This window comes from Allorhizobium paknamense (assembly GCF_030815125.1).
Lineage (GTDB): Bacteria > Pseudomonadota > Alphaproteobacteria > Rhizobiales > Rhizobiaceae > Allorhizobium > Allorhizobium paknamense.
Genome location: NZ_JAUSWH010000001.1, coordinates 1 through 23,612 on the forward strand (window position 1 = coordinate 1; position 23,612 = coordinate 23,612).

The following is a 23,612-nucleotide window of genomic DNA, read 5'->3' on the forward strand; positions in this document are numbered from 1 at the left end:
GGACGACCTTGTCGACGAACATGTTGCGCTTGAGCTCTCGAAAGATCGTAGAGCGATGTCGACCAAGTTTCTCGGCGATCACCTCGACACTGAGGTCAGCCGTTCTCCAGCGAGCAATCTTGCGACGTTCATCGAGGTCAATGTGGGAGTAGGTGCGTACCATTGCATTCTCCTTGCGAGTGACAACCCATTGGTATCATTCGCAAGTCGCACTTCATCCTTGAACCCACCCGGCCATACATCAAAATCAGATAAGATGGATTATGGAACTAATAGATCAAATTACGGAAGCCTCTGTGTCCTGCCTATCCGCCTTATCATATGACAACATCGACCACCGTGAGGCATGTTTGCGTAAAAAAAACCCGTCGGCATGACCGACGGGTTTGAAGTCCAGCAAGACAGCGGAGCTTACTGGCTCTGCTTTGCAGCCTTCTGAGCGTCTTCGAGAGCCTTCTGGGCTTCCTCATTCTTCTTCTGCATGGCTTCTTCCAGCAGGCGCTGGCGTTCCTGAGCCTGCGACTGGGTGATGGCCGGGCCGTCATAGGAGCCGGTGAAGCCGTCCAGCGAAATCTTGATCGGGTTCGGAGCGCGGCGGAAGTTCATGGAGGTGAAGACAACCTCATGACCCTTCTTCAGGCTGGCGATCATGGCGTCGGTCAGCGGAATTTCGGCCGTGCAGCGGTCCGGGAAGCAAACGGCGTAGTCCAGCTTCTGACCCTTGCCGCCATCGATCTGCATGACGACGCCCGGCGCAATCATGCGAGCGGACGGAACCGAAACCTGCATGATCTTGCGGTTGCCGCCCTTGCCATCGATGGAGATCATCGCAACGGCAATGATCATCTGGCGGTTCTGGGCAACCTGGATGTTCTGCACCGTGCAGATATCGTTGTCTTCCTGCTTGGCGCAGGTCTTGAACCAGCCCTGCGGCGGCAGGTCAGCGCCAGCCTGCTGGGCAAAGGATACGCCGGCAAAGCTGGTGGACAGCATAAGAGCAGAAAGAGCAGCGCGCGCGGCTTTGGTGGTGTTGAACATCATAACGAGATCCGTCTCCTGAAATTCGCCTGTGAACCGGGGTTCGTCCGGGCCGATTCACTTAAATCGCCTCATCCCCTGTGGGTCGAATGAGGCAAATAGATGGCCCGGCGCGATTGCCACACCTGTTACAGCGTGTATCCGGGAATATCCAGTGCTTCTTTAGCCTTCGGCCATCTCGGGCTCATTTTACACCAATTCTTGTTGGATTTCCGGCAGGTCATGATAATTTGCCGCGAATTTGAAAATTGCCTTCGAAAAGGAACAGGTGTGCAGCGCCTTCTCTTCTGTCTTATGGTTCTGCCGCTTTATGCACTTCTGGCTGCCGCGCCAGCGGGAGCCGAAGCTCAGCATGGCGTTGCCATGTACGGCCAGCCTGCCCTGCCCGCCACCTATCAGAACTTTCCCTACGTCAACCCGCAGGTCAAGAAGGGCGGGCGAATCGCTTATGGTGTCGTCGGCACCTTCGATGCGCTCAATCCATTCGTGCTCAAAGGCATGCGCACCACGGCCCGTGGTATCTGGGATCCGGATTTCGGCAATCTTTTCTATGAAAGCCTGATGACGCGCTCTGCGGGCGAACCTTACAGTCTGTACGGTCTGCTGGCCGAAAGCGTCGAAATGGATGATGCGCGCAGCTATATCCAGTTCAATCTCAATCCCAAGGCACACTGGCATGATGGCCAACCGGTCACCGCTGACGATGTGATCTTTACCTTCCAGATTCTGCAGCAAAAGGGCCGACCGCCGTTCAGTTCGCGGCTGAATACGGTGGCAAAGATGGAAAAGGTCGGCGAGCGCAGCGTGCGCTTCACCTTCAACGACAAGGCCGATCGCGAAACGCCGCTGCTGATCGCGTTTGCAACACCGATCCTGCCGAAGCACGCGATCAATCCGGATACGTTCGAGCAGTCGTCGCTGACGGTGCCCATCGGCTCCGGTCCCTACAGGATCAAGGAAATCAGGCCCGGCGAGCGCATCACTTATCAGCGCGACGATGGCTATTGGGGCAAGGATCTGCCATCGAAACGCGGTTTCGACAATTATGACGAAATCAGCATCAGCTATTTCCTGCAGGAATCCTCCTTGTTCGAGGCCTTCAAGAAAGGCGATGTGGATGTCTATCCCGAAGGTGACGCCAGTCACTGGCTGCGCGCCTATAATTTTCCGGCCGCCAATAATGGCGATGTGGTGCGCGAAACCTTTACCTCGGAAAAGCCCACCGGCATGCTGGGTTTCGTCTTCAACACGCGCCGCCCGATCTTTGCCGATGCCAAGGTGCGCGAGGCGCTGACGCTGGCCTTCGATTTTGAATGGGTGAACAAGAACCTCTACGGGAATGCCTTCAAGCGCAGCCAGAGCTTCTGGCAGAATTCCGCGCTGGGCGCCTATGGCTATGCCGCCGATGACCGGGAACTGAACCTGCTGGGGCAGGCGCGGGAGAAGATTGCCCCGGAAATTCTGGCGGGCACGTATACGCTGCCGATTTCCGATGGATCGGGGGCTGATCGCAATGTGCTGCGCCAGGCGGTCGCCTTGCTCAGTCAGGCCGGTTATTCCATCAATGACGGCCGCATGGTCGATGCCCAGGGACGTCCCCTCTCCTTCGAGGTCATGACCCAGAATGAAGGTCAGGAAAAAATGGCGGTCGCCTATCAGCGCACGCTACGGCTGATCGGTATCAACATGACCATCCGCACCGTGGATGATGCGCAATATCAGGCCCGTTCGAACAGCTTCGATTACGACATGATCGTCAAGTCCTACACCTCGACGCTTTCGCCGGGGCTTGAGCAGTTCAATCGCTGGGGCTCGGCATCCCGTGATCAGGCAGGGAGTTTCAACTATGCAGGCGTTGCCAGCCCCGATATCGACCGCGTTCTGACCAGCATGGTCAATGCCCGCAGCCAGGAAGATTTCCAGGCTGCCGTGCGCGCGCTGGACCGGTTGCTGGTGGCAGGGCATTACGTCGTGCCGCTCTATTATAATCCGGAGATCTGGGTTGCGCGGTGGAAGCATATTGCCCGCCCGGAAAAGACGCCGCTGCTGGGCTATCAATTTCCCGTCTGGTGGGATGCCCGCGTACAATGACAACAGCAATGCCCGTCCGGATTGGACGGGTTGGAGAATTTCATGCAAAGACTGGTCATCGATCTCGTCTCCGACGTCGTCTGCCCGTGGTGCTATCTGGGCAAGGCCCGGCTGGAGCTCGCTATTGCCGAGGTGCAGGACGAGGTGAGCGTCGACATCAACTGGCGGCCCTACAGGCTCAACCCGGACTATCCGCCGGAGGGCGTGGACCAGCAGGCGGAACTCGCCAAAAAACTGGGCGGCAAGGAAAATATGGACCGCGCCCACGCTCAACTGACCGAGCTTGGCAAGGAAGTCGGCATTGCCTTCGATTTCGACGCCATCCGCGTCGGGCCGAACACCATGGACGCGCACCGGCTGATCCACTGGGCCGGAACGGAAAGCCGCGAGGCACAGGAAATGGTGGTCTCCAGCCTGTTCAAGGCGAATTTCGAACAGGGGCTGAACGTAGGCGATCCTGCCGTATTGCTGGATATTGCCGCCGCCGCCGGTCTGGATCGCAAGGTGATCGAGCAGTTGCTGAAAAGCGACGCGGATCGCGATCTTATCCTTTCGGAAATCGATGCCGCGCAGCAGATGGGCGTCAACGGCGTGCCTTTCTTCATCATTGATCAGAAATATGCCGTCAGTGGTGCCCAGCCGGCGCAGGTGCTGGCCAACGCTTTCCGTGAAATCGCGGCCGAAAAGGCCGAGGAACAGCGCAAGCTGAACTGACGCCCACGTAGCGCCGTATTAGGGTGTGTGGGTATTCAGCTTTGGGCGGGCTGCAAACGGCAATTTCCTGCGCTTACCTAGGCTCATGTACCGTAAGTACTACTTAAGCTCCGGTTCTCGAAAATCACCGTTTTCGCCTCACCCAAAACTGAATCCCCACACACCCTGGGCGTTTCATTGTTTCCCGGAACACCGAAACGCTCTAACTCTTTGTTTTTACGCATTTCCAAACGGAAAACCGGCTTCCACTTTTGCTGGAAATGCTCTATGAGAGGGAGGCTCCTGAACGTCAAGCCCCCTTCCCCAGGACTGTTTTCGTGACCCCCGACACCACTCTTCGCGGCGTGTTTCTCGCCTTTGCCTCCTTTGCTGCCTATGCCTTTTCCGATGCCAGCGTGAAACTGGTGGAGGGACGGGTAACGCCTTACGAATCAGCTTTCTTTGGCGGGGTTTTCGGGCTGGCTGCCCTGCCCTTCCTGATGAAATCGGGCGACCGGCTGCTGGATATCGTCCGCACCACGCACCGACCGCTGTGGCTGCTGCGATTCGTATCGTCGGGCGCCAGCACGGCGGGCGCCGTCACGGCCTTTACGCATCTGTCCATGGCGGAGGCCTTTTGCCTGATCTTCCTGCTGCCGTCCTTCGTCACCATCATGTCCGTGGTGTTTCTGAAGGAACAGGTGGGAGTCCGTCGCTGGAGTGCGGTCATCATTGGCTTTCTTGGCGTGCTGGTTGTGTTGAGACCCGGCTTCCGCGAATTGTCCATCGGGCATTTCGGGGCTGTCATTGGCGGGCTGGGTGGAGGCATATCCATTGTCTGTTACCGGGCCATCGGTCCGCGCGAAAAAGGCATTTCCCTTTACGGTGCGGGGGTGCTGGGCACTCTTTGTCTCTGTGGCATTGCCATGATGCCGGAATTTCGCTGGCCCGAAGGCATCGATTGGGCTTTTCTTGCGGGCTATGGCTTGTTTGCCGCTCTCGCCACCGTCTTGATGATGCTGGCAACGCGGCACGCGCCCGCCGCCTTGCTGGGACCCATCCAGTATAGCCAAATGCTGTGGGCCATTCTGTTCGGCTATCTGATCTTCGGCGATGGCGTCGATCTGCCCATGATGTTCGGGATTGTACTGATCATCGGCTCCGGTTTGATTACGGTCCTGCGGGAAAAGAAGCGTGGCGTTGCCCTCCCGCCCTCGCTAGCGCCCACAGCCGCGTCGACGCTGCCCAAAGAAGGCGAGGATTAATTGCCCTGCCTTGCAGATCACGTCTGCGGCGTGATAGAGCATCGGACCGAAAAGTGGAAACCGGTTTTCGGAAAATCCGATGCGAAAACAAAAAATTAGATCATCGGAACGCGTTCTTTTCCTGACCTGCTCTAAGCTTTTGTTTTGACGCATTTCCGGACGGAAAACCGCGACTACACTTTTCCTGGAAATGCTCTCACTCCGCCCAATCTGTTTTTACGGAGATTGCCCTGATGACACGCTCCTGCCTTGCCGTGATTTTGGCCGCTGGCGACAGCACGCGGATGAAATCATCCATGTCCAAGGTTTTGCACCCGGTCGCGGGCTTGCCGATGATTGCCCATGTGATGCGGGCGATCAAGGCAAGCGGCATTGCCGATGCTGCACTGGTGGTGGGACGCGACGCCGATGCCGTGACGGCGGCGGCTAGCCTGCCGGGACTTGCCATATCATCCTTCCTGCAAACCGAACGGCTTGGCACGGGCCATGCCGTGCTGACAGCCCGCGAGGCCATCGCACGGGGCTATGACGATATTCTGGTGGCTTACGGCGATGTGCCACTGATTACCGAGGGTCCGCTGCTGGCAGCGCGCGCGGCGCTCGCTAATGGAAATGACCTTGCCGTCATCGGTTTTCATACCGGTACACCCACCGGTTACGGGCGTCTGCTGGTGGAAAATGGCGAGCTTATTGCAATCCGCGAAGAAAAGGATGCGAGCGAGGAAGAGCGCCGCGTGACCTGGTGCAATAGCGGGCTGATGGCCATCGATGGCAGGAAAGCACTCGATCTTCTCTCACGCATCGGCAATGCCAATGCCAAGGGCGAATATTACCTGACCGATCTGGTGGAAATTGCCCGCTCGCTCGGCGGACGCGCTGTGGCGGTCGAGGCACCGGAAGCGGAGCTTGCTGGCTGCAATACCCGCGCCGAACTGGCCGCTATCGAAAAAGTCTGGCAGCAGCGCCGCCGTCACGACATCATGCTCTCCGGTGTGAGTATGATCGCACCGGAAACCGTGTTTCTGAGCCATGATACGGTGATCGGGCAGGACGTGCTGATCGAGCCGAATGTAGTGTTCGGCCCCGGTGTGACCGTGGAAAGCGGTGCCATCATTCACGCTTTTTCGCATCTGGAAGGTGCGCATGTGGCAGGCGGCGCAACGGTTGGCCCCTTCGCGCGGCTGCGGCCGGGCGCCAATCTCGGCGAAGGCGCAAAGGTCGGCAATTTCTGCGAGGTGAAAAAGGCCGACATTGGCGCAGGCGCCAAAGTCAATCACCTGACCTATATCGGCGATGCCATCGTGGGCGCGGAAACCAATATTGGTGCGGGCACCATCACCTGCAATTATGACGGGGTGAACAAGCACGAAACCCATATTGGCGCGCACGCCTTCATCGGCTCCAACAGCGCCCTGGTGGCTCCGGTGACGATTGGCGATGGGGCGCTGATTGCCTCCGGCAGCGTGATCACCGAGGATGTTCCAGCCGATGCGCTGGCTTTCGGCCGTGCACGGCAGGAGGTCAAGCCTGAGCGCGCCAAGGCGATCCGCGAGCGTAATCTTGCCATTAAGGCGATGAAAAAAAGCGGGAAATGATCACGCTCTTTTTCGTAACGTCACGAAATCGAAATTGACCTGCTTCGCCGTTGCGAAATACGGCGGAACAAGTACGACTACCCTCGCCCGAATGTGGGCGCCGGGCCACGTCCTCATGTGGCCTAAAGCATGTCGCGCAAAAGTGCGCAGCGGTTTTGCGATAACGACATGCGTTAACACAAGAACGTAAAGCACGTTGCATGAGGCTGATAAGCCGCAACGTGCTTTAGCCTGTTATTTTTATGCATTTCCGGTTGGAAGACCGCAACGAAACGGTTCCCGGAAATGCTCTAAAGGAGAATGGCATGTGTGGAATCGTCGGCATTGTCGGCACTCAGCCGGTGGCAGGGCGTCTTGTCGATGCGCTGAAGCGGCTGGAATATCGTGGATATGATTCTGCCGGCGTGGCAACGCTGGAAAACGGCCTGATGGACCGCCGCCGCGCCGAAGGCAAGCTGTTCAACCTTGAAAAAATTCTCTCCGAACAGCCCCTGCCCGGCACGCTGGGCATTGCCCATACCCGCTGGGCGACCCATGGCGTGCCGAATGAAACCAATGCGCATCCGCATTTCGTTGAAGGCGTTGCGGTCGTTCACAACGGCATTATCGAGAATTTTTCGGAGCTGCGGGATGAACTGACGGCAGAAGGCGCCGTGTTCACCACGCAAACGGATACAGAAGTGGTGGCCCATCTCCTCGCAGGCTTCCGCCGTGAGGGCATGGACCATAAGGCCGCAATGCTGGCCATGCTGAACAGGGTACGCGGCGCCTATGCGCTGGTGGTGATGTTTGCCGATGACGCAGACCATCTCTATGCAGGCCGCTTCGGGCCTCCGCTGGCCATCGGCCATGGCCGCGGGGAAATGTTCCTGGGGTCGGACGCCATTGCGCTTTCGCCCTTTACCAACAAGATCACCTATCTGGTGGATGGCGACTGCGCGATCATCAACCACCGCAGCGCCGAGATCATGGATTACACGGGCAGGCCGGTGAAGCGGGCCAGCCAGATCTCCCAGGCCAGCGCCTTCCTTGTGGACAAGGGCAATCACCGGCACTTCATGGAAAAGGAAATCTATGAACAGCCCGAGGTGATATCCCACGCGCTGTCGCATTACGTCGATCTTGGCGCGCATACAATCAAGCAGACCGGTCACGACATCGATTTTGCCAAGCTGCGCGGTCTTGCGATCTCCGCATGCGGCACAGCCTATCTGGCGGGCTTGATCGGCAAATACTGGTTTGAACGCTATGCCCGCCTTCCCGTGGAAATCGATGTGGCATCGGAATTCCGCTACCGGGAAATGCCGCTTTCCACCGATCAGGCTGCCTTCTTCATTTCGCAATCGGGCGAGACGGCGGACACCCTCGCCTCGCTGCGCTACTGCAAGGAAGCGGGGCTGAAGATCGGCGCCATCGTCAATGTGCGCGAATCGACCATTGCGCGGGAAGCGGATGCGATGTTCCCTATTCTGGCGGGTCCGGAAATCGGCGTCGCCTCCACCAAGGCCTTCACCTGTCAACTGGCCGTGCTGGCATCGCTGGCAATCGAGGCCGGCAAGGCGCGTGGCCATATCGATGCCGCCCAGGAAAAGACCATGGTGCGGCATCTGGCTGAGCTGCCGCGTATCATGAGCGCGGTCGCCAACCTCATCCAGCCGCAGATCGAGAACCTTTCCCGCGAGCTTTCGAAGTTCAAGGATGTGCTCTATCTCGGGCGTGGCACCAGCTTCCCGCTGGCGCTGGAGGGGGCGCTGAAACTCAAGGAAATCTCCTATATCCACGCGGAAGGCTATGCGGCGGGTGAGTTGAAGCATGGGCCGATTGCGCTGATCGATGAAAACATGCCGGTCATCGTCATCGCACCGCATGACCGCTTCTTTGAGAAAACCGTTTCCAACATGCAGGAGGTCGCCGCCCGCGGCGGCCGCATCATCTTCATCACCGATGAGAATGGCGCAGCCGCATCGAAGCTGGAGACGATGGCAACGATCATTCTGCCCAATGTCGATGAAATCCTGTCGCCGATGGTGTTTTCGCTGCCCATCCAGCTTCTGGCCTATCACACTGCCGTCTTCATGGGGACGGATGTGGACCAGCCGCGCAATCTCGCAAAATCGGTCACGGTGGAATGAGGCAAGCCCGCCCGCTTTCGGTTTCGTGAACGGGTGGGCGCTTGTATTGACCGGCTTTCGACCGCAATAGTTTCAAGGCAAGAGTATGATTTGCCGAGTCCCACTGTTTGCAACATCCGGGAATCGGCCACGATGAAAACGGAGTGACATGACCCCGCCCGTGCCAAAGCCATCCTTTGCCACCCGGCTCAGGAATAATTTTCTCACGGGGCTGGTCATCTGCGCGCCGATCACCATCACGCTCTGGCTTACCTGGACTTTTATAAACTGGGCGGATAGCTGGGTAACGCCCTATATTCCCGCCCGTTACAATCCTGAAAACTATTTAAAATACTACGTTCCGGGCGTGGGCCTGCTGGTCGCCGTAGTGACGATTACCCTGATCGGTTTTCTTGGGACGAACCTGATCGGCCGCTCCATCGTGGATTTCGGCGAGCGTATCGTCCATCGCATGCCGCTGGTGCGCTCCATTTATAAAAGCGTCAAGCAGATCTTCGAATCGGTGCTGAAAGAACAATCGAACTCCTTCAAGAAGGTCGGACTGATCGAATTTCCGCATCCCGGAACCTGGGTTCTGGTCTTCATCGCCACCGATGTCAGCGGCGAAATCGCCGCCCGGCTCAATGAGGATGGCGAGGAAATGGTCGCCGTCTTCATGCCGCCGACCCCCGTGCCAACCGCCGGTTTCCTGATGTTCGTGCCGCGCAGCAAGCTGAAAGTTCTGGATATGACACCGGAAGAAGGTGCGAAACTCCTGATTTCGGGCGGTCTGGTGATGCCTGAATGGAAGCCGGGCAAAAAACCTCAGTAAGAAATCAAGGGTCGTGAAATGACCATTGGTAGAAGACGTGGGCTTAACCGATCCGCGACAGAATCGGAAAACTCTGCTGAAACCAGATAGCAAGATCGGACACATAGCCGAGGATGAAGGCAAGCCCTGTGGCAATAAGCAAGAGCCCCATCGCCTTTTCCACCCACCCGAGATGACGGCGGAAAGAGGCTAAAAACCGCATGAAAGCGCCGGAAAATCCGGCTGCGATCCAGAACGGAACGGCAAGACCGAGCGAATAGACCGACAGCAGCAAAGCGCCCTGCCCCACGGTATCTCTTGCCGCCGCCACTGCCAGAATAGCCCCCAGAACCGGACCGATGCACGGCGTCCAGCCAAAGGCAAAGGCAAGGCCCATGACATAGGCACCACTGGCCGTTGCCGGCTTTCCCCCGCCTGAAAACCGGACATCCCGGGCGAGAAAGCCAATGCGGAACACGCCAAGGAAATTCAGGCCCATGACGATGATGATTAGGCCGCCGATCTTTGCCAGCACATCCAGATGCTGGCGCAACATCATGCCGATACTGGATGCCCCTGCCCCGAGCGCCACGAAAACCGTGGCAAAGCCGAGCGTGAAGCAGAGAGCCGAGAGCACCACAGCCCCCCGGGCGCGCCGGTCCACAGGGCTTTGCCCCGCTCCGCGAAACTGCTCCACGCTGATTCCCGCCATGTAGCAAAGGTAGGGCGGCACCAGAGGCAGCACGCAGGGCGACAGAAACGACAAGGCACCCGCGAAAAGAGCCGTCAGAAACGGGATTTCAGCAATCGACACGTTGGCAGCACTCCACAGCAGCTCGGCAAAGGCGTTATAACACGGCCTATAGCCAACCTGCCCCCTGCAAACCAATCACCTTTTCGTCGCAGGGGAAAGGCTGTGAAATTTTGATTTTACCGACATTTTTGGGTTGACCGGGCGCGGCCCCCTGCATATGTTCCGCGCACTTCCAACGGGGTGGTTCAACACCCTCGGGAGCGCGTAGCTCAGCCGGTAGAGCAACTGACTTTTAATCAGTAGGTCCAGGGTTCGAATCCCTGCGCGCTCACCACTTTTTCCCACACAAAAACAAAACATCCCCGCTGTGAAGCGAGGATGTAAAATTGTAAATGATGGCCGCATATCAGCGGCAAACGCGCGTCTTGCGGATGATCACCTCGCCGTGGTGACGGGTACGGACCACCTTGGTAAAGCAGCGCGGACGATGATGGCGGCGCCAGTCGCGGCGGTCGTGATGGTCGCGGCGCCAATCTGGGCCGTGGCGATAGCCGCCATCCTGGATAACCGTCACGGATGCACCCTGGGCGGCACTCGGTGCTGCCGTAGCTGCGAAACTTCCAAGGCCGATGAGGCAGGCGACGATAAACTTTTTCATGTTTCCTCCTGATTTTTCAGGTTACGAGCGATCCACCGAAGGTGGGTCAGGTGTCCGGAAAACCGGGCCGGTGGCCGGGTGTTTTCATCTGCACCTGAGCACCGCCGATAAGACCGTTCTAGATCCCGCTTGATGAACTTCGGCTGATGAAAACGTTCATCTTCAAGACAGGTTTCATCGGTGCCCATTGATTTTTTGGCTTTTTTTTGATCGTTCACACCCGCTTCAACATCTTGTGACGCCGCAGACCGCGTGAAAACAAACTTGATAAAGCGCAAGTCCATCATGCTTATGGTTTTCGCTTGCCGGAAATCTGTGCTTCCTGTAAGCAAGCATGTGTTCGGGCATTATGATCCCGGAGACTGGACTGATCGTACTGACCGAGCCGTTTGGCAGGGTCGTGGTGGCTGTACCACCGGCTGTAGATGTTCTTTCCCCGTTATCGGACTTCCGATCCGCCTGTCGCAGGCGATCCACGCTCTTTGCTGCCGACAGGCAGCATTCTACAAACTCAAGGGAAGGACTTATCCCATGGCCACCAAAGGCACCGTAAAATTCTTCAATCAGGACAAGGGCTTCGGCTTCATCACCCCGGAAGGCGGCGCGAAGGACGTTTTCGTTCACATTTCCGCTCTTCAGGCTGCCGGCCTGCAGACCCTCAAGGACGGCCAGCAGGTGACCTTCGACACCGAGCCGGATCGCATGGGCAAGGGCCCGAAGGCAGTGAACATCCGCGCCGCTTGATTTTGGCGCAGTGATTTCCGGAAACAGCGCCCTAGAGGCGCTGTTTCTGTTTATGGATAGCTTCTTCAGGCCGCCCGAACCGGCCCTGCCGCCACATCAACCGCTGCAAAGGCAGCAGCGACAATCTCCGGCCCTGCTCCCGGACGCGTTGCGTCGGCGGAGAGAATCTGGCGAAAGCGCCGTGCACCTGCAAAACCCTGGAACAGCCCCACCATGTGGCGGGTGAGATGCACCAGCCTGCCACCTTCGGCGATATGGCGAGCGGCATGCTCCATCATGGCATCGCGCACACCATCCCAATCCGGCGCGGCAAGCGGCTCGCCATAGATGGCATGGTCAACACCGGTGAGCAGCGTAGCGTTGTTGTAGGCGGCTCTGCCCAGCATCACCCCGTCCATGATCTCCAGATGACGGCTTGCTTCTTCCAGGCTGGTAATGCCCCCATTGATTCCAATGAAAAACTGCGGATGCCGTTCTTTCATCCGGTAAACCAGCGGATAATCGAGCGGTGGTATTTCCCGATTTTCCTTGGGGCTCAGCCCCTGCAGCCAGGCCTTGCGGGCATGGATCCACAGCGCATCCGCGCCGGCATCCACCATCCGATCCACAAAATCCGGCAGCACGCTCTCCGGCTCCTGATCGTCAACCCCAATCCGGCATTTGACTGTGACTGGCACCGAAGACGCTTGCTTCATGGCTTTCACGCAGGCAGCAACCGTTTCCGGCTCTCGCATCAGGCAAGCGCCGAACGTGCCTGCCTGAACACGATCCGACGGGCAGCCCACATTGAGGTTGATTTCGTCATAGCCCCAGTCATTGGCAATCCGCACAGCTTCGGAAAGCTTTGCCGGATCGGAGCCACCCAATTGCAGGGCGACGGGATGTTCGCTGGTGTCAAAGTCCAAAAGCTTGTCGCGCTTGCCGTGGATGATCGCATCTGCCACCACCATTTCGGTAAACAGCAGCGCATGGCGACTGAGCAACCGGTGAAACCGGCGACAGAACGTGTCTGTCCAGTCGATCATCGGCGCCACGGCGAAGACGGGTGCTTTGAAATAGCATTTTTCTCGTTTTCTTTCAGCGTCTTGCAATCGCTTCTTCTCCGTCTTGTTGACGTATGTCCGAGCCTTGTGCGCCACTCTATACCTTTGATGCCTTTATAACAAAAGCCTGGTCGGGTCAGCACAGGGGCGGCTTTTCAAAAGCGCCCGAACATTTTACTGATGCTAGCTCAAGAAACGGAGTTTTTCATGCGCGCCCTTTATTTCGAACATTTCGGGGAAACGCCCAAAGTTGCCACCCTTCCCGATCCGGAACCGACCGCTGGCGGCGTGGTCATTGAAGTGAAGGCGACGGGTCTTTGCCGCAGCGATTGGCATGGCTGGATGGGTCACGATACCGACATTGCCCTGCCCCATGTGCCGGGTCATGAATTTGCAGGTGTTATTGCTGCCGTGGGGCGTGATGTGCGCCGTTTCAAGGTGGGGGATCGCGTTACCGTGCCCTTCGTGTCCGGCTGCGGCCATTGCCATGAATGCCGCTCCGGCAATCAACAGGTCTGCGAAACGCAGTTTCAGCCTGGCTTCACCCATTGGGGCTCTTTTGCTGAATATGTTGCGATTGATCATGCCGAGCAAAATCTGGTGCATCTGCCGGAAAGCATGACCTATGCCACGGCCGCCAGCCTCGGCTGCCGCTTTGCCACATCCTTCCGCGCCGTGGTGGATCAAGGCCGGTTGAAAGGTGGGGAATGGCTGGCGGTGCATGGCTGCGGCGGTGTAGGGCTTTCGGCCATCATGATCGGCAAGGGGCTGGGCGCGCGGATCATCGCAATTGATATCGCAGAGGACAAGCTGGCGCTGGCGCAGGAACTGGGCGCAGAGATCACCATCAACAGCCGCTCCGTTCAGGATGTGGCGCAAGCGGTACGAGACGCGACCGGCGGCGGTGCCCATGTTTCCGTGGATGCGCTGGGCCATCCGCAAACCTGCTGCAATTCCATTTCCAATCTCAGGCGCCGTGGACGGCATGTGCAGGTTGGTCTGATGCTAGCAGACCACGCAACGCCGCAAATCCCGATGGCGCGGGTCATTGCCCATGAACTGGAAATCTACGGCAGCCACGGCATGCAGGCCTGGCGTTATGACGCCATGCTGGGAATGATCGAGGCCGGAACGCTCGCACCGGAAAAACTCATTGGCCGCCATATCAGCCTTTCGGATGCAGCCATCGCCCTGCCCGCTATGGATAGCTTCCGTGAAAGCGGCATCAGCATCATCGACCGTTTTGTCTGAGACCTTACTGCATAATTCCTTAAATCGGAATCGATTTAAGGTGAAAATTATGCAGCAGATTTAAAGTGTTACAGCGTCCTTTGTGCGTTTGATAAAACGCACGGCGCTGTAATACACGACAGCACGGTATGTCGTGCAGTCTACCCCCTCAAGGCATGGCAGAGGGGGTAAACCACACGCAAAATTTCCTGAAAATGCTCACATCTGGAGCATTTCCAAAAAAAGTGGAATCCGGTTTTCCGTCCGGAAATGCGTGAAAACAAAGAGTTAGAGCTCAACGCTCCCAATCTTCTTTCGGGCGCTGCGGCTGAACGCCCAGCTTGCGTTCCAGTTCGGCGGCCTGACGCTCGGTCAGCCTGAGATCAAGGCTGACAGAACCGTCCTCATGGTCCTCACGGCCATCGACGACCGCATTTTCATAGGCCCAGGACACGATGGAATGCTTGTCTGCCGGAATGACCACGGTCGTTTCCGTCAGCACGCCCGAAAGCCGCTCGGAAATCACCTCCATCAGCCGATCCACGCCTTCGCCGCTCAAGGCTGAAGCCGGAATGACATTGTCGCGCGCGGCAACCTTCTGGATCAGTGCGTCGTGCGTCTCCGCATCGAGACGGTCGATCTTGTTCCAGACCTCGATAATGCGCTCGTCTCGTTCCTTATCATCAATGCCGAGATCGGCCAGAATACGCAGCACGTCCGCCGATTGCGCGGCGTTGTCCGGATCTGACATGTCACGCACATGCAGGATGAGATCGGCTTCCAGCACCTCTTCCAGCGTGGCGCGGAAGGCGGCGACCAGATGGGTGGGCAGATCGGAGATAAAGCCGACGGTGTCGGACAGAATGACCGTGCGGCCATGCGGCAGCTTCATGCGGCGCAGGGTCGGGTCGAGCGTGGCAAACAGCATGTCCTCTGCCAGAACGCCAGCGCCGGTGATGCGGTTGAACAATGTCGATTTCCCCGCATTGGTATAACCAACCAGAGCCACGATCGGATGCGGCACCTTGCGGCGCTTGGCGCGGTGCAGCTGGCGGGTGCGCACCACCTGCTCCAGTTCCCGCTCCAGACGGACAATGCGATCCTGAAGAAGGCGGCGGTCGGCTTCGATCTGCGTTTCACCGGGACCGCCCATGAAGCCCGCGCCGCCGCGCTGGCGCTCAAGGTGGGTCCAGCTTCTGACCAGCCGGCCCTTCTGGTAATTGAGATGGGCAAGATCGACCTGCAGCGTGCCTTCCTTCGTGGAGGCGCGGCGGCCGAAGATTTCGAGAATGAGGCCGGTGCGGTCGATGACCTTGGCGCCCCATTCCTTCTCCAGATTGCGCTGCTGAACCGGCGTCAGCGGATGATCGACGATGACGAGACCAGCATCCTGCTCTTCCAGCAGCGCCTTGATCTCCTCGATCTTGCCGGTTCCGATCAGCGTCGCAGGGCGCGGCTGGTTCACCGGAACGATCAACCCTTGCGCAATGGTAAGATCGATGGCGCGCGCCAAACCCACCGCTTCCTCCAGACGGCTTTCATTGCTGCGTGCGGGAGGCGCGACCGCATCCAGTGACGCGCGCTCTGCTGCTCTGGAGGGTTTCAGCACAGGCACCAGCACCACGGCGCGCATATCGTCGCGGTGCTTTTCCTGCTCCGGAATGATGGAATCAGATGTGGTGTCGCGTGTGGAGATAGCCGTTATCCTGATGAAAGGCGTCCGAAATCAGGACGCGTTTTCTTCGCCTTCGTACATTTGGAACGGCTGGCTGGGCATGATCGTCGAGATCGCATGCTTATACACGAGCTGGGAATGACCATCCCGGCGCAGCAGGACGCAGAAGTTATCGAAAGACGTTACCACGCCGGTGAGCTTGACACCATTGATGAGAAAAATTGTGAGCGGGTTTTTCTGCTTGCGAACCTGATTGAGAAAATGGTCCTGCAAATTTTGAGACCGTTCCGCCATGGCGCCGATTCTTTCTATTTTGTTTGCCGGTCGGGGTTGCCGGTTAAATTTTCTATCTGTTTCTGGACATGTTGCCCCAATGCCCCTAGGGCAAAAGTGGTATCAAATCAGCGTGTGTTCCGCAATCTGGAAAAGCCTGCATATTCAAGCGAAATGCGATGGAGCGGGTAAACCGCGCTCCCCTCAGACCCCCAGCGATTTCAGCTTGCGGTGCAGCGCCGAGCGTTCCATGCCCACGAACTCCGCCGTGCGGGAAATATTGCCGCCGAAACGGTTGATCTGGGCGATCAGATAGTCCCGCTCGAACATTTCGCGCGCTTCCCTGAGCGGCAGCGTCATGATCTGGTAATCGCTCTTGCCGGAGACCTTGGGCAGCATTTCCCCCAGATCGTTCGGCAGCATATCGGCGCTGATCGGCTGATCTGGACTGTCGCTCTGCGCGAGGATCAACAGCCGTTCGATATTGTTGCGCAACTGGCGGATATTGCCCGGCCAGTCGTGGGCCTGCAGAACCGCCATGGCGTCCTCTCCGATCTTGCGTGGACGGATACCCGCCTGCTCGGAAATGTGACGCACGAACATATCCACGAGGAAAGGAATATCCTCGCGCCGCTCGGCAAGCGCCGGAACGCGCACGGGCACCACCGCTAGACGGTGAAAGAGATCCTCCCGGAAGCGCCCTTCGGCGATCAGGCTTTCCAGATTATAGGCGCTGGAGGAGATGATGCGCACATCCACCTTCACGCGCTTGGAGCCGCCGACGCGCTCGAACTGCTGGTCGACCAGCACGCGCAGGATCTTGTTCTGCGTCTCGCGCGGCATTTCACCGACTTCATCGAGGTAGAGAATGCCGCGATGCGCTTCTTCCAGCGCCCCGATCCGCCGGGGCTGACCCGGGCTGCCTTCGGTGCCGAACAGCGCCACCTCCATGCGATCCGGGGTGATTGCTGCTGCATTCAGCGTCACGAAGGGGCCGCCTGCACGATTGGAGCGCTTGTGGATCATCCGCGCCACTTGCTCCTTGCCGGAGCCGGAAGGGCCGACGATCATGATGCGGCTGTTGGTCGGAGCGACCTTTTCAATGGTCTGGCGCAATTGCGAGACGGCCACTGACGCGCCGATCAACTCGTTGGAATCGCCTGTGCGGCGCTTGAGTTCGGACACCTCACGCTTGAGCTTGGAATTTTCCAGCGCCCGCTCGGCAATCAGGATCAACCGGTCTGCCTTGAACGGCTTTTCGATGAAATCAAATGCGCCACGCTTGATGGCCGAAACCGCCGTTTCGATATTGCCATGACCGGAAATCATCACCACCGGCAGATCGGGATGGCGAACCTTGATCTCGTCCAGCAGCGCCAGCCCGTCCAGGCGGCTGCCCTGCATCCAGATGTCGAGGAAAATCAGCCGGGGCACGCGGTCGGAAATCGCCGCCAGGGCACTATCGGCATCATGGGCGGTGCGGGTTTCATGCCCCTCATCGCTCAAGATGCCGGAGACGATCTCGCGAATGTCCTCTTCGTCATCAACGACCAGAATATCAGACGCCATAGGCTGCTTCCCTGTCATTTTCCGCGGCAGCGATGACGGCGGCGGGGGTTTTGGGCAGGACGACGCGGATCATCGCACCGCGCCCGCCGTCAAACTCCGCCGGCGCGTCGTGCAGTTCCAACTGGCCGCCATGCTCCTCAATGATTTTCTTGACGATGGCGAGGCCAAGGCCGGTGCCCTTTTCCCGCATCGTCATATAGGGCTCCAGAATCCGGTGGCGGTTTTCCACCGGCAGGCCCTTGCCGTTATCGATGATGTCAACGATGAAGCCGTCACGCGCCTCATCCACCCTTGCCCGGACCCAGACCTTGCCCGGCAGGCGTGGCTGGTCGGAGGGCACGGCCTCGATGGCTTCGACGGCGTTCTTGATGAGATTGCCGAAAGCCTGTGACAGCATGCGGGAATCGAAGGAGCCTTGCAGCGGCTGATCGCCGACATCGCGGATAAAGCTGTATTCGGTATTGCCCATTTCCCTCAGGAACACGGCATCCCGCAAAATATCGCGCAGATCGCCCGGCTGCTTGGTGGGCTTCGGCATTCGGGCAAAGGAGGAGAATTCATCCACCATGCGGCCGATATCTTCCACCTGCCGCACAATGGTGTCCGTGCACTGGTCGAAAACGGCGCGATCATCATCGGCAATCTGGCGGCCATAGCGACGCTTCAGGCGCTCTGCCGAAAGCTGGATAGGCGTCAGCGGGTTCTTGATTTCATGCGCAATACGCCGCGCCACATCCGCCCAGGCGGTGGAGCGCTGTGCAATGACCAGATCGGTAATATCATCCAGCGTGATCACGTAGGAATCAGTGCCGCTTCGAGCCTCCTCGCGCGTCACCTGCACGGAAAGCGTTCGCTCCTTGCCGCCCCGCACAAGGTTGACCTGCTTGCGAAAATCGCCCCTGTGGCGAAGAGCTGCCTCGGCAAAAACGGCATTGATTTCCGGGGCGATGGCATCCAGCTGCTGGCCAATCAACTGCTCCTCGCATTGAGCGAGAAAGATCATGGCGGAGGAGTTGACGATGGTGATGCGGCCATCGCTTTCGACACCGATCACCGCCGCACTCACGCCCGAAAGCACGGCTTCGATGAAGCGGCGGCGGTCATCCACCTCGTCCTTGGCTTCCAGAATTTCGTCGCGCTGGGTCCTGATCTGCGAGATCATCTTGTTGAAGGTCCGTGACAGGCTGCCGACATCGCCGTCGGCGGCGCGCACCGGCACCACGACGTTCATATTACCGGAGGCAACATTATCCGCCGCGCCGATCAGCAGCCGGATCGGGCGCACGATCCGGTCCGCCACGGCAATCGCAGTCCAGATGGCGGCGAGAAGCACGATCAGCGCGAAGCCGAGATAGAGCACGGCGAAGGCGATCTGCAATGTCGTGCGGCCCGCCTCCATCGCCTTGTATTCCGCCGTATTGTCCTCCATCTCCCGCATGGCCAGCATGACCTTGGGATCGACGGCGCGGACCGTATAAAGGAAAGCCCCGGTGATGGAATCGAGCTTGATAATAGCGCCGACGAGGTTGGTGACCCCCGGCGGAATCAGCGTCGGCTGACCGGCAGCAGCCTTTTCCAGTGCGTCCTGCGGGATGGCCGGAAGCGGCTTGTCCGTCGGAATATCGGCCTGCACGATGGCCGTCCCGTCACTGCGCACAAGAAACGCGCCCAGAAGACCGCGCCCCTTGGCCTGCCGCGTCATCAAATCCACAAAGCCGCTGCGATCCAGAAAGAAAAGCGCCCGGTTCCGCTCAAGGTCCGACGCCATGGAAATCGTCTGGCCCTGAAGATAGCTGGCATTTTCCAGCATATAGGCCTGGGCGACATTCATGGACGAACTGATGATCGACTGGGTGCGGATGGAGAACCAGCGATCCAGCCCGACATTCAGCGTGATCGTGGCGAAAATGGCGACCAGAATGGCCGGCGTGATCGCGACGATGGAGAACAACCCGACAATGCGCACATGCAGCCGCGCCGCCGCCCTGCCCCGCCGTCTTGCCTTGACCAGACGGCTGACCTCGCGCCCGATCAGGAACATCAGGCCGACCACGAAGAGGGAGTTCACAGCCGCAGAGGCGATAAGCACATTGGAGGTCGGAGCAATCGGCGTGAGGCCGAGCAGTACCGGCAGCGTGAAGACGGCACAGGCGAGCGCGCCGCCCGCCAGTGCCAGTCCCTGCCAGTTAAAGGAAGAACGCCGGTCCTGAAGCAGGGCCAAAGCCTCTTCCGTATCTTTTGCCCTTCGGCTCATCCGCGATCTTTTCAATGCTGCCACACCCCGCCATCCGGTCAGGCTGCGTTGCCTCTCGGTTCCGGGCGACGCAATCGGCAAAGGCTATGTACGCACAACAGATGCGTGCATCCTCCTCCAGCTGATGGAATCGCTCCCCGCGTTGCTATTGAGCAACGCATTGTGGCGAAATTGCAACGCTGGAGCCGCGAATGTCAAGCGCTGCGGGAGCTTCGATAGACGGATACCCCCAACTCCCTGATCTTCTTGCGCAACGTGTTACGGTTGAGGCCAAGAAGATCGGCAGCCTTGATCTGATTGCCGCGCGTGGCGGTCAGGGCCGCGAGAATCAGCGGATATTCCATTTCGGTCAGCACACGGTCGTAAAGACCGGGCGGCGGCAGGCTATCGCCGAAGCTGGCGAAATAGGTGCGCATGTTTTCCTCCACCGCCTGGGCGATGGTCATGGAACCGCCAGCCGTACCCACCTTGGCGATGGGGCTGTCGGCAATATCCGAGCGCAGCTCCTGCTCGATAATCTCGCGGCTGATCACATCCTGGGGGTAAAGCGCCATCAGACGGCGCACCAGATTTTCCAGTTCGCGCACATTGCCCGGCCACGCATAGGCCTTCATCAGTTCCAGAGCTTCCTGGTCGAACCGCTTGGAATCCAGGCCTTCCTTCTCACCCTGCTGGATGAAATGGCGTACCAGATCCGGAATATCCTCGGCGCGGTCGCGCAGCGGCGGCAGGCGCAGCGGCACCACATTGAGACGATAATAAAGGTCTTCGCGGAACAGGCCCTGATTGATGGACTGCTTCAGATCCTTGTTGGTGGCGGCAACGATGCGCACATCGGTGCGGATCGGCGTGCGCCCGCCCACAGTGGTATATTCGCCCTGCTGCAACACGCGCAAAAGCCGCGTCTGCGCATCCATCGGCATATCGCCGATTTCATCGAGAAAGAGCGTGCCGCCCTCTGCCTGCTCGAAGCGACCGGTGGAGCGGGTTTGCGCGCCGGTGAAGGCACCCTTTTCGTGGCCAAACAGCTCGGATTCGATCAGGTCGCGCGGAATGGCGGCCATGTTGATCGCGACGAATGGCCCGTTGCGGCGCTTGCCGTAATCATGCAGGGCGCGCGCCACCAGTTCCTTGCCGGTGCCCGATTCGCCGGTGATCATCAGCGTCAGATCCGTCTGCATCAGGCGGGCCAGCACGCGGTAGATTTCCTGCATGGCGGCAGAACGGCCGACAAGGGGCATGCCGTCCTGCATGTCATCGTCCAGCCGGGCCGGCTTCTTCTTCGGTTCCGACAGCGCCCGACCGATAATTGCAATCAGTTCCGTCAGGTCGAAAGGCTTGGGCAGATAGTCATACGCGCCCTTTTCCGAGGCGCGAATGGCCGTCATGAAGGTGTTCTGGGCGCTCATCACCAGAACCGGCAGATCAGGCCGCGCCTTCTTGATGCGCGGCAGGAGATCGAAGGCATTTTCATCCGGCATGACCACATCCGTGACCACCAGATCACCCTCACCTGCCGAAATCCAGCGCCACAGCGTGGCGGCATTCGAGGTGATGCGGACATCATAGCCCGCCCGGCTCAGGGCCTGGTTGAGGACGGTGCGGATCGCGGCATCGTCATCGGCGACAAGGATCGTGGCGCTCATCTGGATATTCCCGTCGATTTCGCGTGAGGAGCGTCTTCCACCGGCGTTTCCTTGGAAACGGGCATGAGAACGCGGAAGGTGGTGCGGCTGCCCTGGCTGTCGCATTCGACAATGCCGCCATGGCCACCGATGATCTTGGCCACCAGTGCCAGCCCGAGGCCCGAGCCGTTGGTCTTGGTGGTGATGAAGGGATCGAAAAGATGCGGCAGAAGATCCGACGGCACGCCGGGACCATTGTCATGCACGCAGAATTCCAGCGGCAGCGAAATCTTTTCCCGCGCACCGGCCACTGAAAGGCGAATGCCCGGACGATAGGCTGTGGTCAGCTGGATTTCCCCATCGGGTCTGTCGCCGACGGCCTCCGCCGCGTTTTTCACAAGGTTGAGGAAAACCTGGACCAACTGGTCGCGATTGGCAAAAACAGGCGGCAGCGAGGGATCGTAGCTCTCGGTAATCTTCAGATGCCGCGCAAAGCCCGCCTGTGCGACGGCCTTCACATGGTCGAGAACGGAGTGAATGTTGATGGAGGTGCGATCCACCGGGCGCTCGTCGGAGAAGACCTCCATGCGATCCACCAGCGAGACGATGCGATCCGTTTCGTCGCAGATCAGCCGGGTCAGCGGGCGGTCTTCGTCAGGCACCGAGCTTTCGAGAAGCTGGGCCGCACCGCGAATGCCGGAAAGCGGGTTCTTGATCTCATGCGCCAGCATGGAAGCAAGACCGGTGACGGAGCGCGCAGCGGCGCGATGGGTCAGTTGCCGGTCGATCTTGTCGGCCATGGACCGCTCCTGAAAGACCACGACCACCGCCCCCGTTTCGCTGATCACCGGGGCAACGTAGAGGTCCACGAGTTTTTCCTGGCCAAGCCGGGGCGAACTCAGATCGACGCGATATTCATTGACCGGGGCGCGGCGTTCACGCACCTGTTCGATCAGCGACAGAAGCGGGCTGCCGAAGGGAATGAAAGTGTTGATCCGGTAGCGCGCCAGATGGCTGGCGCTCGCGCCGAAAAACGCCTCCGCCTCCCAATTGGCAAAGGCGATAAAACCTTCCTGATCCACCATGACCACAGGGTTCTGTATGGCGTTCAGCACTGCCATGGCCAGCGCGTTATTGCCTGCCGCACCCGGCGCATCACCGCTCATGCCGCTTCCTCACATTGTTCATTCAGGGCAAGCGACAGAGCCTTATGCAGGCGTGCCGCCACGAATTCCGGATCTTTCGAGGTCATGATGGCCTGACGCTCGCCATCGCTCAGCACCGCGCCGTGGCACTCCAGATACCAGGCCACATGCTTGCGGGCATGGCGCACGGCCACATCCGGCCCGTAGTGATCCAGCATCATCCGGTAATGGTCTTCCGCCAGCGCCGGGATTTCCCGAGGCACCGGCCCCGGATGACCGGCAATCATGCCCGCCAGCCATGGCCTGCCCTGACAGGCGCGGCCCAGCATCACCGCATCCGCGCCGGAACGCTTAAGGATCTCCTCGGCATCGGCGCGGCTCTTCACATCGCCATTGGCGATCAGTGGAATGCGGATGGCGGCGCGGACGCGGGCAATCTCATCCCAGTCGGCGCGGCCTTCGTAAAATTGCATGCGCGTGCGGCCATGCACGGTCACGGCCTGCACGCCAGCCTCTTCCGCCGCTTTGGCCAGTTCCGGCGCGTTTTTCGAGGTCTCGTCCCAGCCGAGCCGCATCTTCACGGTAACCGGCACCTTCACGGCGTTGACGGTGGCCTCGATGATCGCAAGCGCCGTTTCCGGCTCCCGCATCAAGGCCGAGCCGGCATAGCCGCCAATCACCTTCTTGGCGGGACACCCCATATTGATGTCGATGATATCCGCGCCATTGGCCTCGGCAATGCGGGCGGCTTCCGCCATCCAGCGCGGCTCGCGACCGGCAAGCTGCACCATATGCGGCTTAAGTCCCGCTCCCTTGAGGCGCGACCAGCTTTCCGCCGCATTGAACACCAGTTCGCGGCTGGCCACCATTTCCGTCACCACCAGGCCTGCGCCGAAGCGTGCCGCCAACTGCCGGAAAGGCAGATCCGTCACACCGGACATGGGCGCGAGCACGACGCGATTTTTGATCGCGACGCCGCCAATGCTGAAGGCATGATCGAGAGACGGGATGGTCAAGATGTCTATCTTTCAGGCAAGA

21 protein-coding genes and 1 tRNA gene are annotated in these 23,612 nt (G+C 59.1%); 9 read left to right on the plus strand and 13 right to left on the minus strand.

The window, feature by feature from the left end; genetic code table 11:
• Positions 1 to 163 (minus strand): helix-turn-helix domain-containing protein (locus tag QO005_RS00005; protein ID WP_307156554.1); only part of this gene is annotated, 163 nt, incomplete at its 3' end.
• A 248-nt stretch (positions 164 to 411) separates the two neighbouring features.
• On the minus strand, positions 412 to 1,041 hold the full coding sequence (locus tag QO005_RS00010; protein WP_307155930.1) for an invasion associated locus B family protein: 630 nt from the start codon (positions 1,039 to 1,041) through the stop codon (positions 412 to 414).
• Between the two features lie 291 nt (positions 1,042 to 1,332).
• Between QO005_RS00010 and QO005_RS00015 the strand changes: the two genes are divergently transcribed.
• From QO005_RS00015 to QO005_RS00040, 6 genes are all read left to right on the plus strand, one after another.
• Positions 1,333 to 3,129, plus strand: coding sequence for an extracellular solute-binding protein (locus tag QO005_RS00015; protein WP_307156555.1), 1,797 nt, complete (start codon positions 1,333 to 1,335; stop codon positions 3,127 to 3,129).
• Between the two features lie 42 nt (positions 3,130 to 3,171).
• Positions 3,172 to 3,843, plus strand: coding sequence for a DsbA family oxidoreductase (locus QO005_RS00020; protein WP_307155931.1), 672 nt, complete (start codon positions 3,172 to 3,174; stop codon positions 3,841 to 3,843).
• 317 nt (positions 3,844 to 4,160) lie between these two features.
• On the plus strand, positions 4,161 to 5,087 hold the full coding sequence (locus tag QO005_RS00025) for a DMT family transporter (protein ID WP_307155932.1): 927 nt from the start codon (positions 4,161 to 4,163) through the stop codon (positions 5,085 to 5,087).
• Between the two features lie 233 nt (positions 5,088 to 5,320).
• The gene (gene glmU, locus QO005_RS00030; protein ID WP_307155933.1) at positions 5,321 to 6,682 is read left to right on the plus strand and encodes a bifunctional UDP-N-acetylglucosamine diphosphorylase/glucosamine-1-phosphate N-acetyltransferase GlmU; all 1,362 of its coding nucleotides are present in this window, start codon (positions 5,321 to 5,323) and stop codon (positions 6,680 to 6,682) included.
• Positions 6,683 to 6,987: 305 nt separating this feature from the next.
• Positions 6,988 to 8,814, plus strand: a complete 1,827-nt coding sequence (gene glmS, locus QO005_RS00035; protein WP_307155934.1) for a glutamine--fructose-6-phosphate transaminase (isomerizing) — start codon at positions 6,988 to 6,990, stop codon at positions 8,812 to 8,814.
• 148 nt (positions 8,815 to 8,962) lie between these two features.
• Complete coding sequence (locus tag QO005_RS00040; RefSeq protein WP_307155935.1) at positions 8,963 to 9,625, plus strand: DUF502 domain-containing protein; 663 nt, start codon at positions 8,963 to 8,965, stop codon at positions 9,623 to 9,625.
• A 43-nt stretch (positions 9,626 to 9,668) separates the two neighbouring features.
• Here QO005_RS00040 and QO005_RS00045 read toward each other — a convergent pair whose 3' ends face one another.
• Positions 9,669 to 10,418 carry a cytochrome c biogenesis CcdA family protein gene (locus QO005_RS00045; RefSeq protein ID WP_307155936.1) on the minus strand — a complete coding sequence of 250 codons (750 nt, stop codon included), beginning with the start codon at positions 10,416 to 10,418 and terminating at the stop codon, positions 9,669 to 9,671.
• Between the two features lie 198 nt (positions 10,419 to 10,616).
• Between QO005_RS00045 and QO005_RS00050 the strand changes: the two genes are divergently transcribed.
• Positions 10,617 to 10,692: transfer RNA gene (locus QO005_RS00050), tRNA-Lys, on the plus strand.
• Between the two features lie 72 nt (positions 10,693 to 10,764).
• On the opposite strand, the gene QO005_RS00055 is transcribed toward QO005_RS00050, so the two are convergent.
• Positions 10,765 to 11,016 carry a hypothetical protein gene (locus tag QO005_RS00055; protein WP_307155937.1) on the minus strand — a complete coding sequence of 84 codons (252 nt, stop codon included), beginning with the start codon at positions 11,014 to 11,016 and terminating at the stop codon, positions 10,765 to 10,767.
• Complete coding sequence (locus QO005_RS00060) at positions 11,013 to 11,303, minus strand: hypothetical protein (RefSeq protein WP_307155938.1); 291 nt, start codon at positions 11,301 to 11,303, stop codon at positions 11,013 to 11,015. The genes QO005_RS00055 and QO005_RS00060 overlap by 4 nt, the downstream gene beginning before the upstream one ends.
• Positions 11,304 to 11,547: 244 nt before the next feature.
• Here QO005_RS00060 and QO005_RS00065 point away from each other — a divergent pair, with 244 nt between their 5' ends.
• Positions 11,548 to 11,760, plus strand: coding sequence for a cold-shock protein (locus QO005_RS00065; protein WP_027486412.1), 213 nt, complete (start codon positions 11,548 to 11,550; stop codon positions 11,758 to 11,760).
• 65 nt (positions 11,761 to 11,825) lie between these two features.
• On the opposite strand, the gene dusA is transcribed toward QO005_RS00065, so the two are convergent.
• Positions 11,826 to 12,851 (minus strand): tRNA dihydrouridine(20/20a) synthase DusA, encoded by a 1,026-nt coding sequence (gene dusA / locus QO005_RS00070; RefSeq protein WP_307155939.1) that lies wholly within the window; start codon positions 12,849 to 12,851, stop codon positions 11,826 to 11,828.
• A 159-nt stretch (positions 12,852 to 13,010) separates the two neighbouring features.
• Here dusA and QO005_RS00075 point away from each other — a divergent pair, with 159 nt between their 5' ends.
• Positions 13,011 to 14,054 carry a zinc-dependent alcohol dehydrogenase family protein gene (locus tag QO005_RS00075; RefSeq protein ID WP_307155940.1) on the plus strand — a complete coding sequence of 348 codons (1,044 nt, stop codon included), beginning with the start codon at positions 13,011 to 13,013 and terminating at the stop codon, positions 14,052 to 14,054.
• A 274-nt stretch (positions 14,055 to 14,328) separates the two neighbouring features.
• Here QO005_RS00075 and hflX read toward each other — a convergent pair whose 3' ends face one another.
• The 7 genes from hflX to dusB all read right to left on the minus strand — a co-directional run bounded on the left by hflX (position 14,329) and on the right by dusB (position 23,590).
• On the minus strand, positions 14,329 to 15,738 hold the full coding sequence (gene hflX / locus QO005_RS00080; RefSeq protein WP_307156556.1) for a GTPase HflX: 1,410 nt from the start codon (positions 15,736 to 15,738) through the stop codon (positions 14,329 to 14,331).
• 21 nt (positions 15,739 to 15,759) lie between these two features.
• Positions 15,760 to 16,002 (minus strand): RNA chaperone Hfq, encoded by a 243-nt coding sequence (gene hfq / locus QO005_RS00085; RefSeq protein ID WP_307155941.1) that lies wholly within the window; start codon positions 16,000 to 16,002, stop codon positions 15,760 to 15,762.
• Positions 16,003 to 16,185: 183 nt separating this feature from the next.
• Entirely contained in the window at positions 16,186 to 17,550 is a 1,365-nt protein-coding gene (ntrX, locus tag QO005_RS00090) for a nitrogen assimilation response regulator NtrX (protein WP_307155942.1), read from the minus strand.
• Positions 17,540 to 19,804 carry a sensor histidine kinase NtrY-like gene (locus tag QO005_RS00095; RefSeq protein ID WP_307155943.1) on the minus strand — a complete coding sequence of 755 codons (2,265 nt, stop codon included), beginning with the start codon at positions 19,802 to 19,804 and terminating at the stop codon, positions 17,540 to 17,542. Before QO005_RS00095 ends, ntrX begins: the two co-directional genes overlap by 11 nt.
• 194 nt (positions 19,805 to 19,998) lie before the next feature.
• On the minus strand, positions 19,999 to 21,450 hold the full coding sequence (ntrC, locus tag QO005_RS00100) for a nitrogen regulation protein NR(I) (protein ID WP_307155944.1): 1,452 nt from the start codon (positions 21,448 to 21,450) through the stop codon (positions 19,999 to 20,001).
• Complete coding sequence (locus QO005_RS00105; RefSeq protein WP_307155945.1) at positions 21,447 to 22,595, minus strand: two-component system sensor histidine kinase NtrB; 1,149 nt, start codon at positions 22,593 to 22,595, stop codon at positions 21,447 to 21,449. The genes ntrC and QO005_RS00105 overlap by 4 nt, the downstream gene beginning before the upstream one ends.
• Entirely contained in the window at positions 22,592 to 23,590 is a 999-nt protein-coding gene (gene dusB / locus QO005_RS00110; protein ID WP_370877971.1) for a tRNA dihydrouridine synthase DusB, read from the minus strand. The genes QO005_RS00105 and dusB overlap by 4 nt, the downstream gene beginning before the upstream one ends.
• Positions 23,591 to 23,612 lie beyond the last annotated feature (22 nt).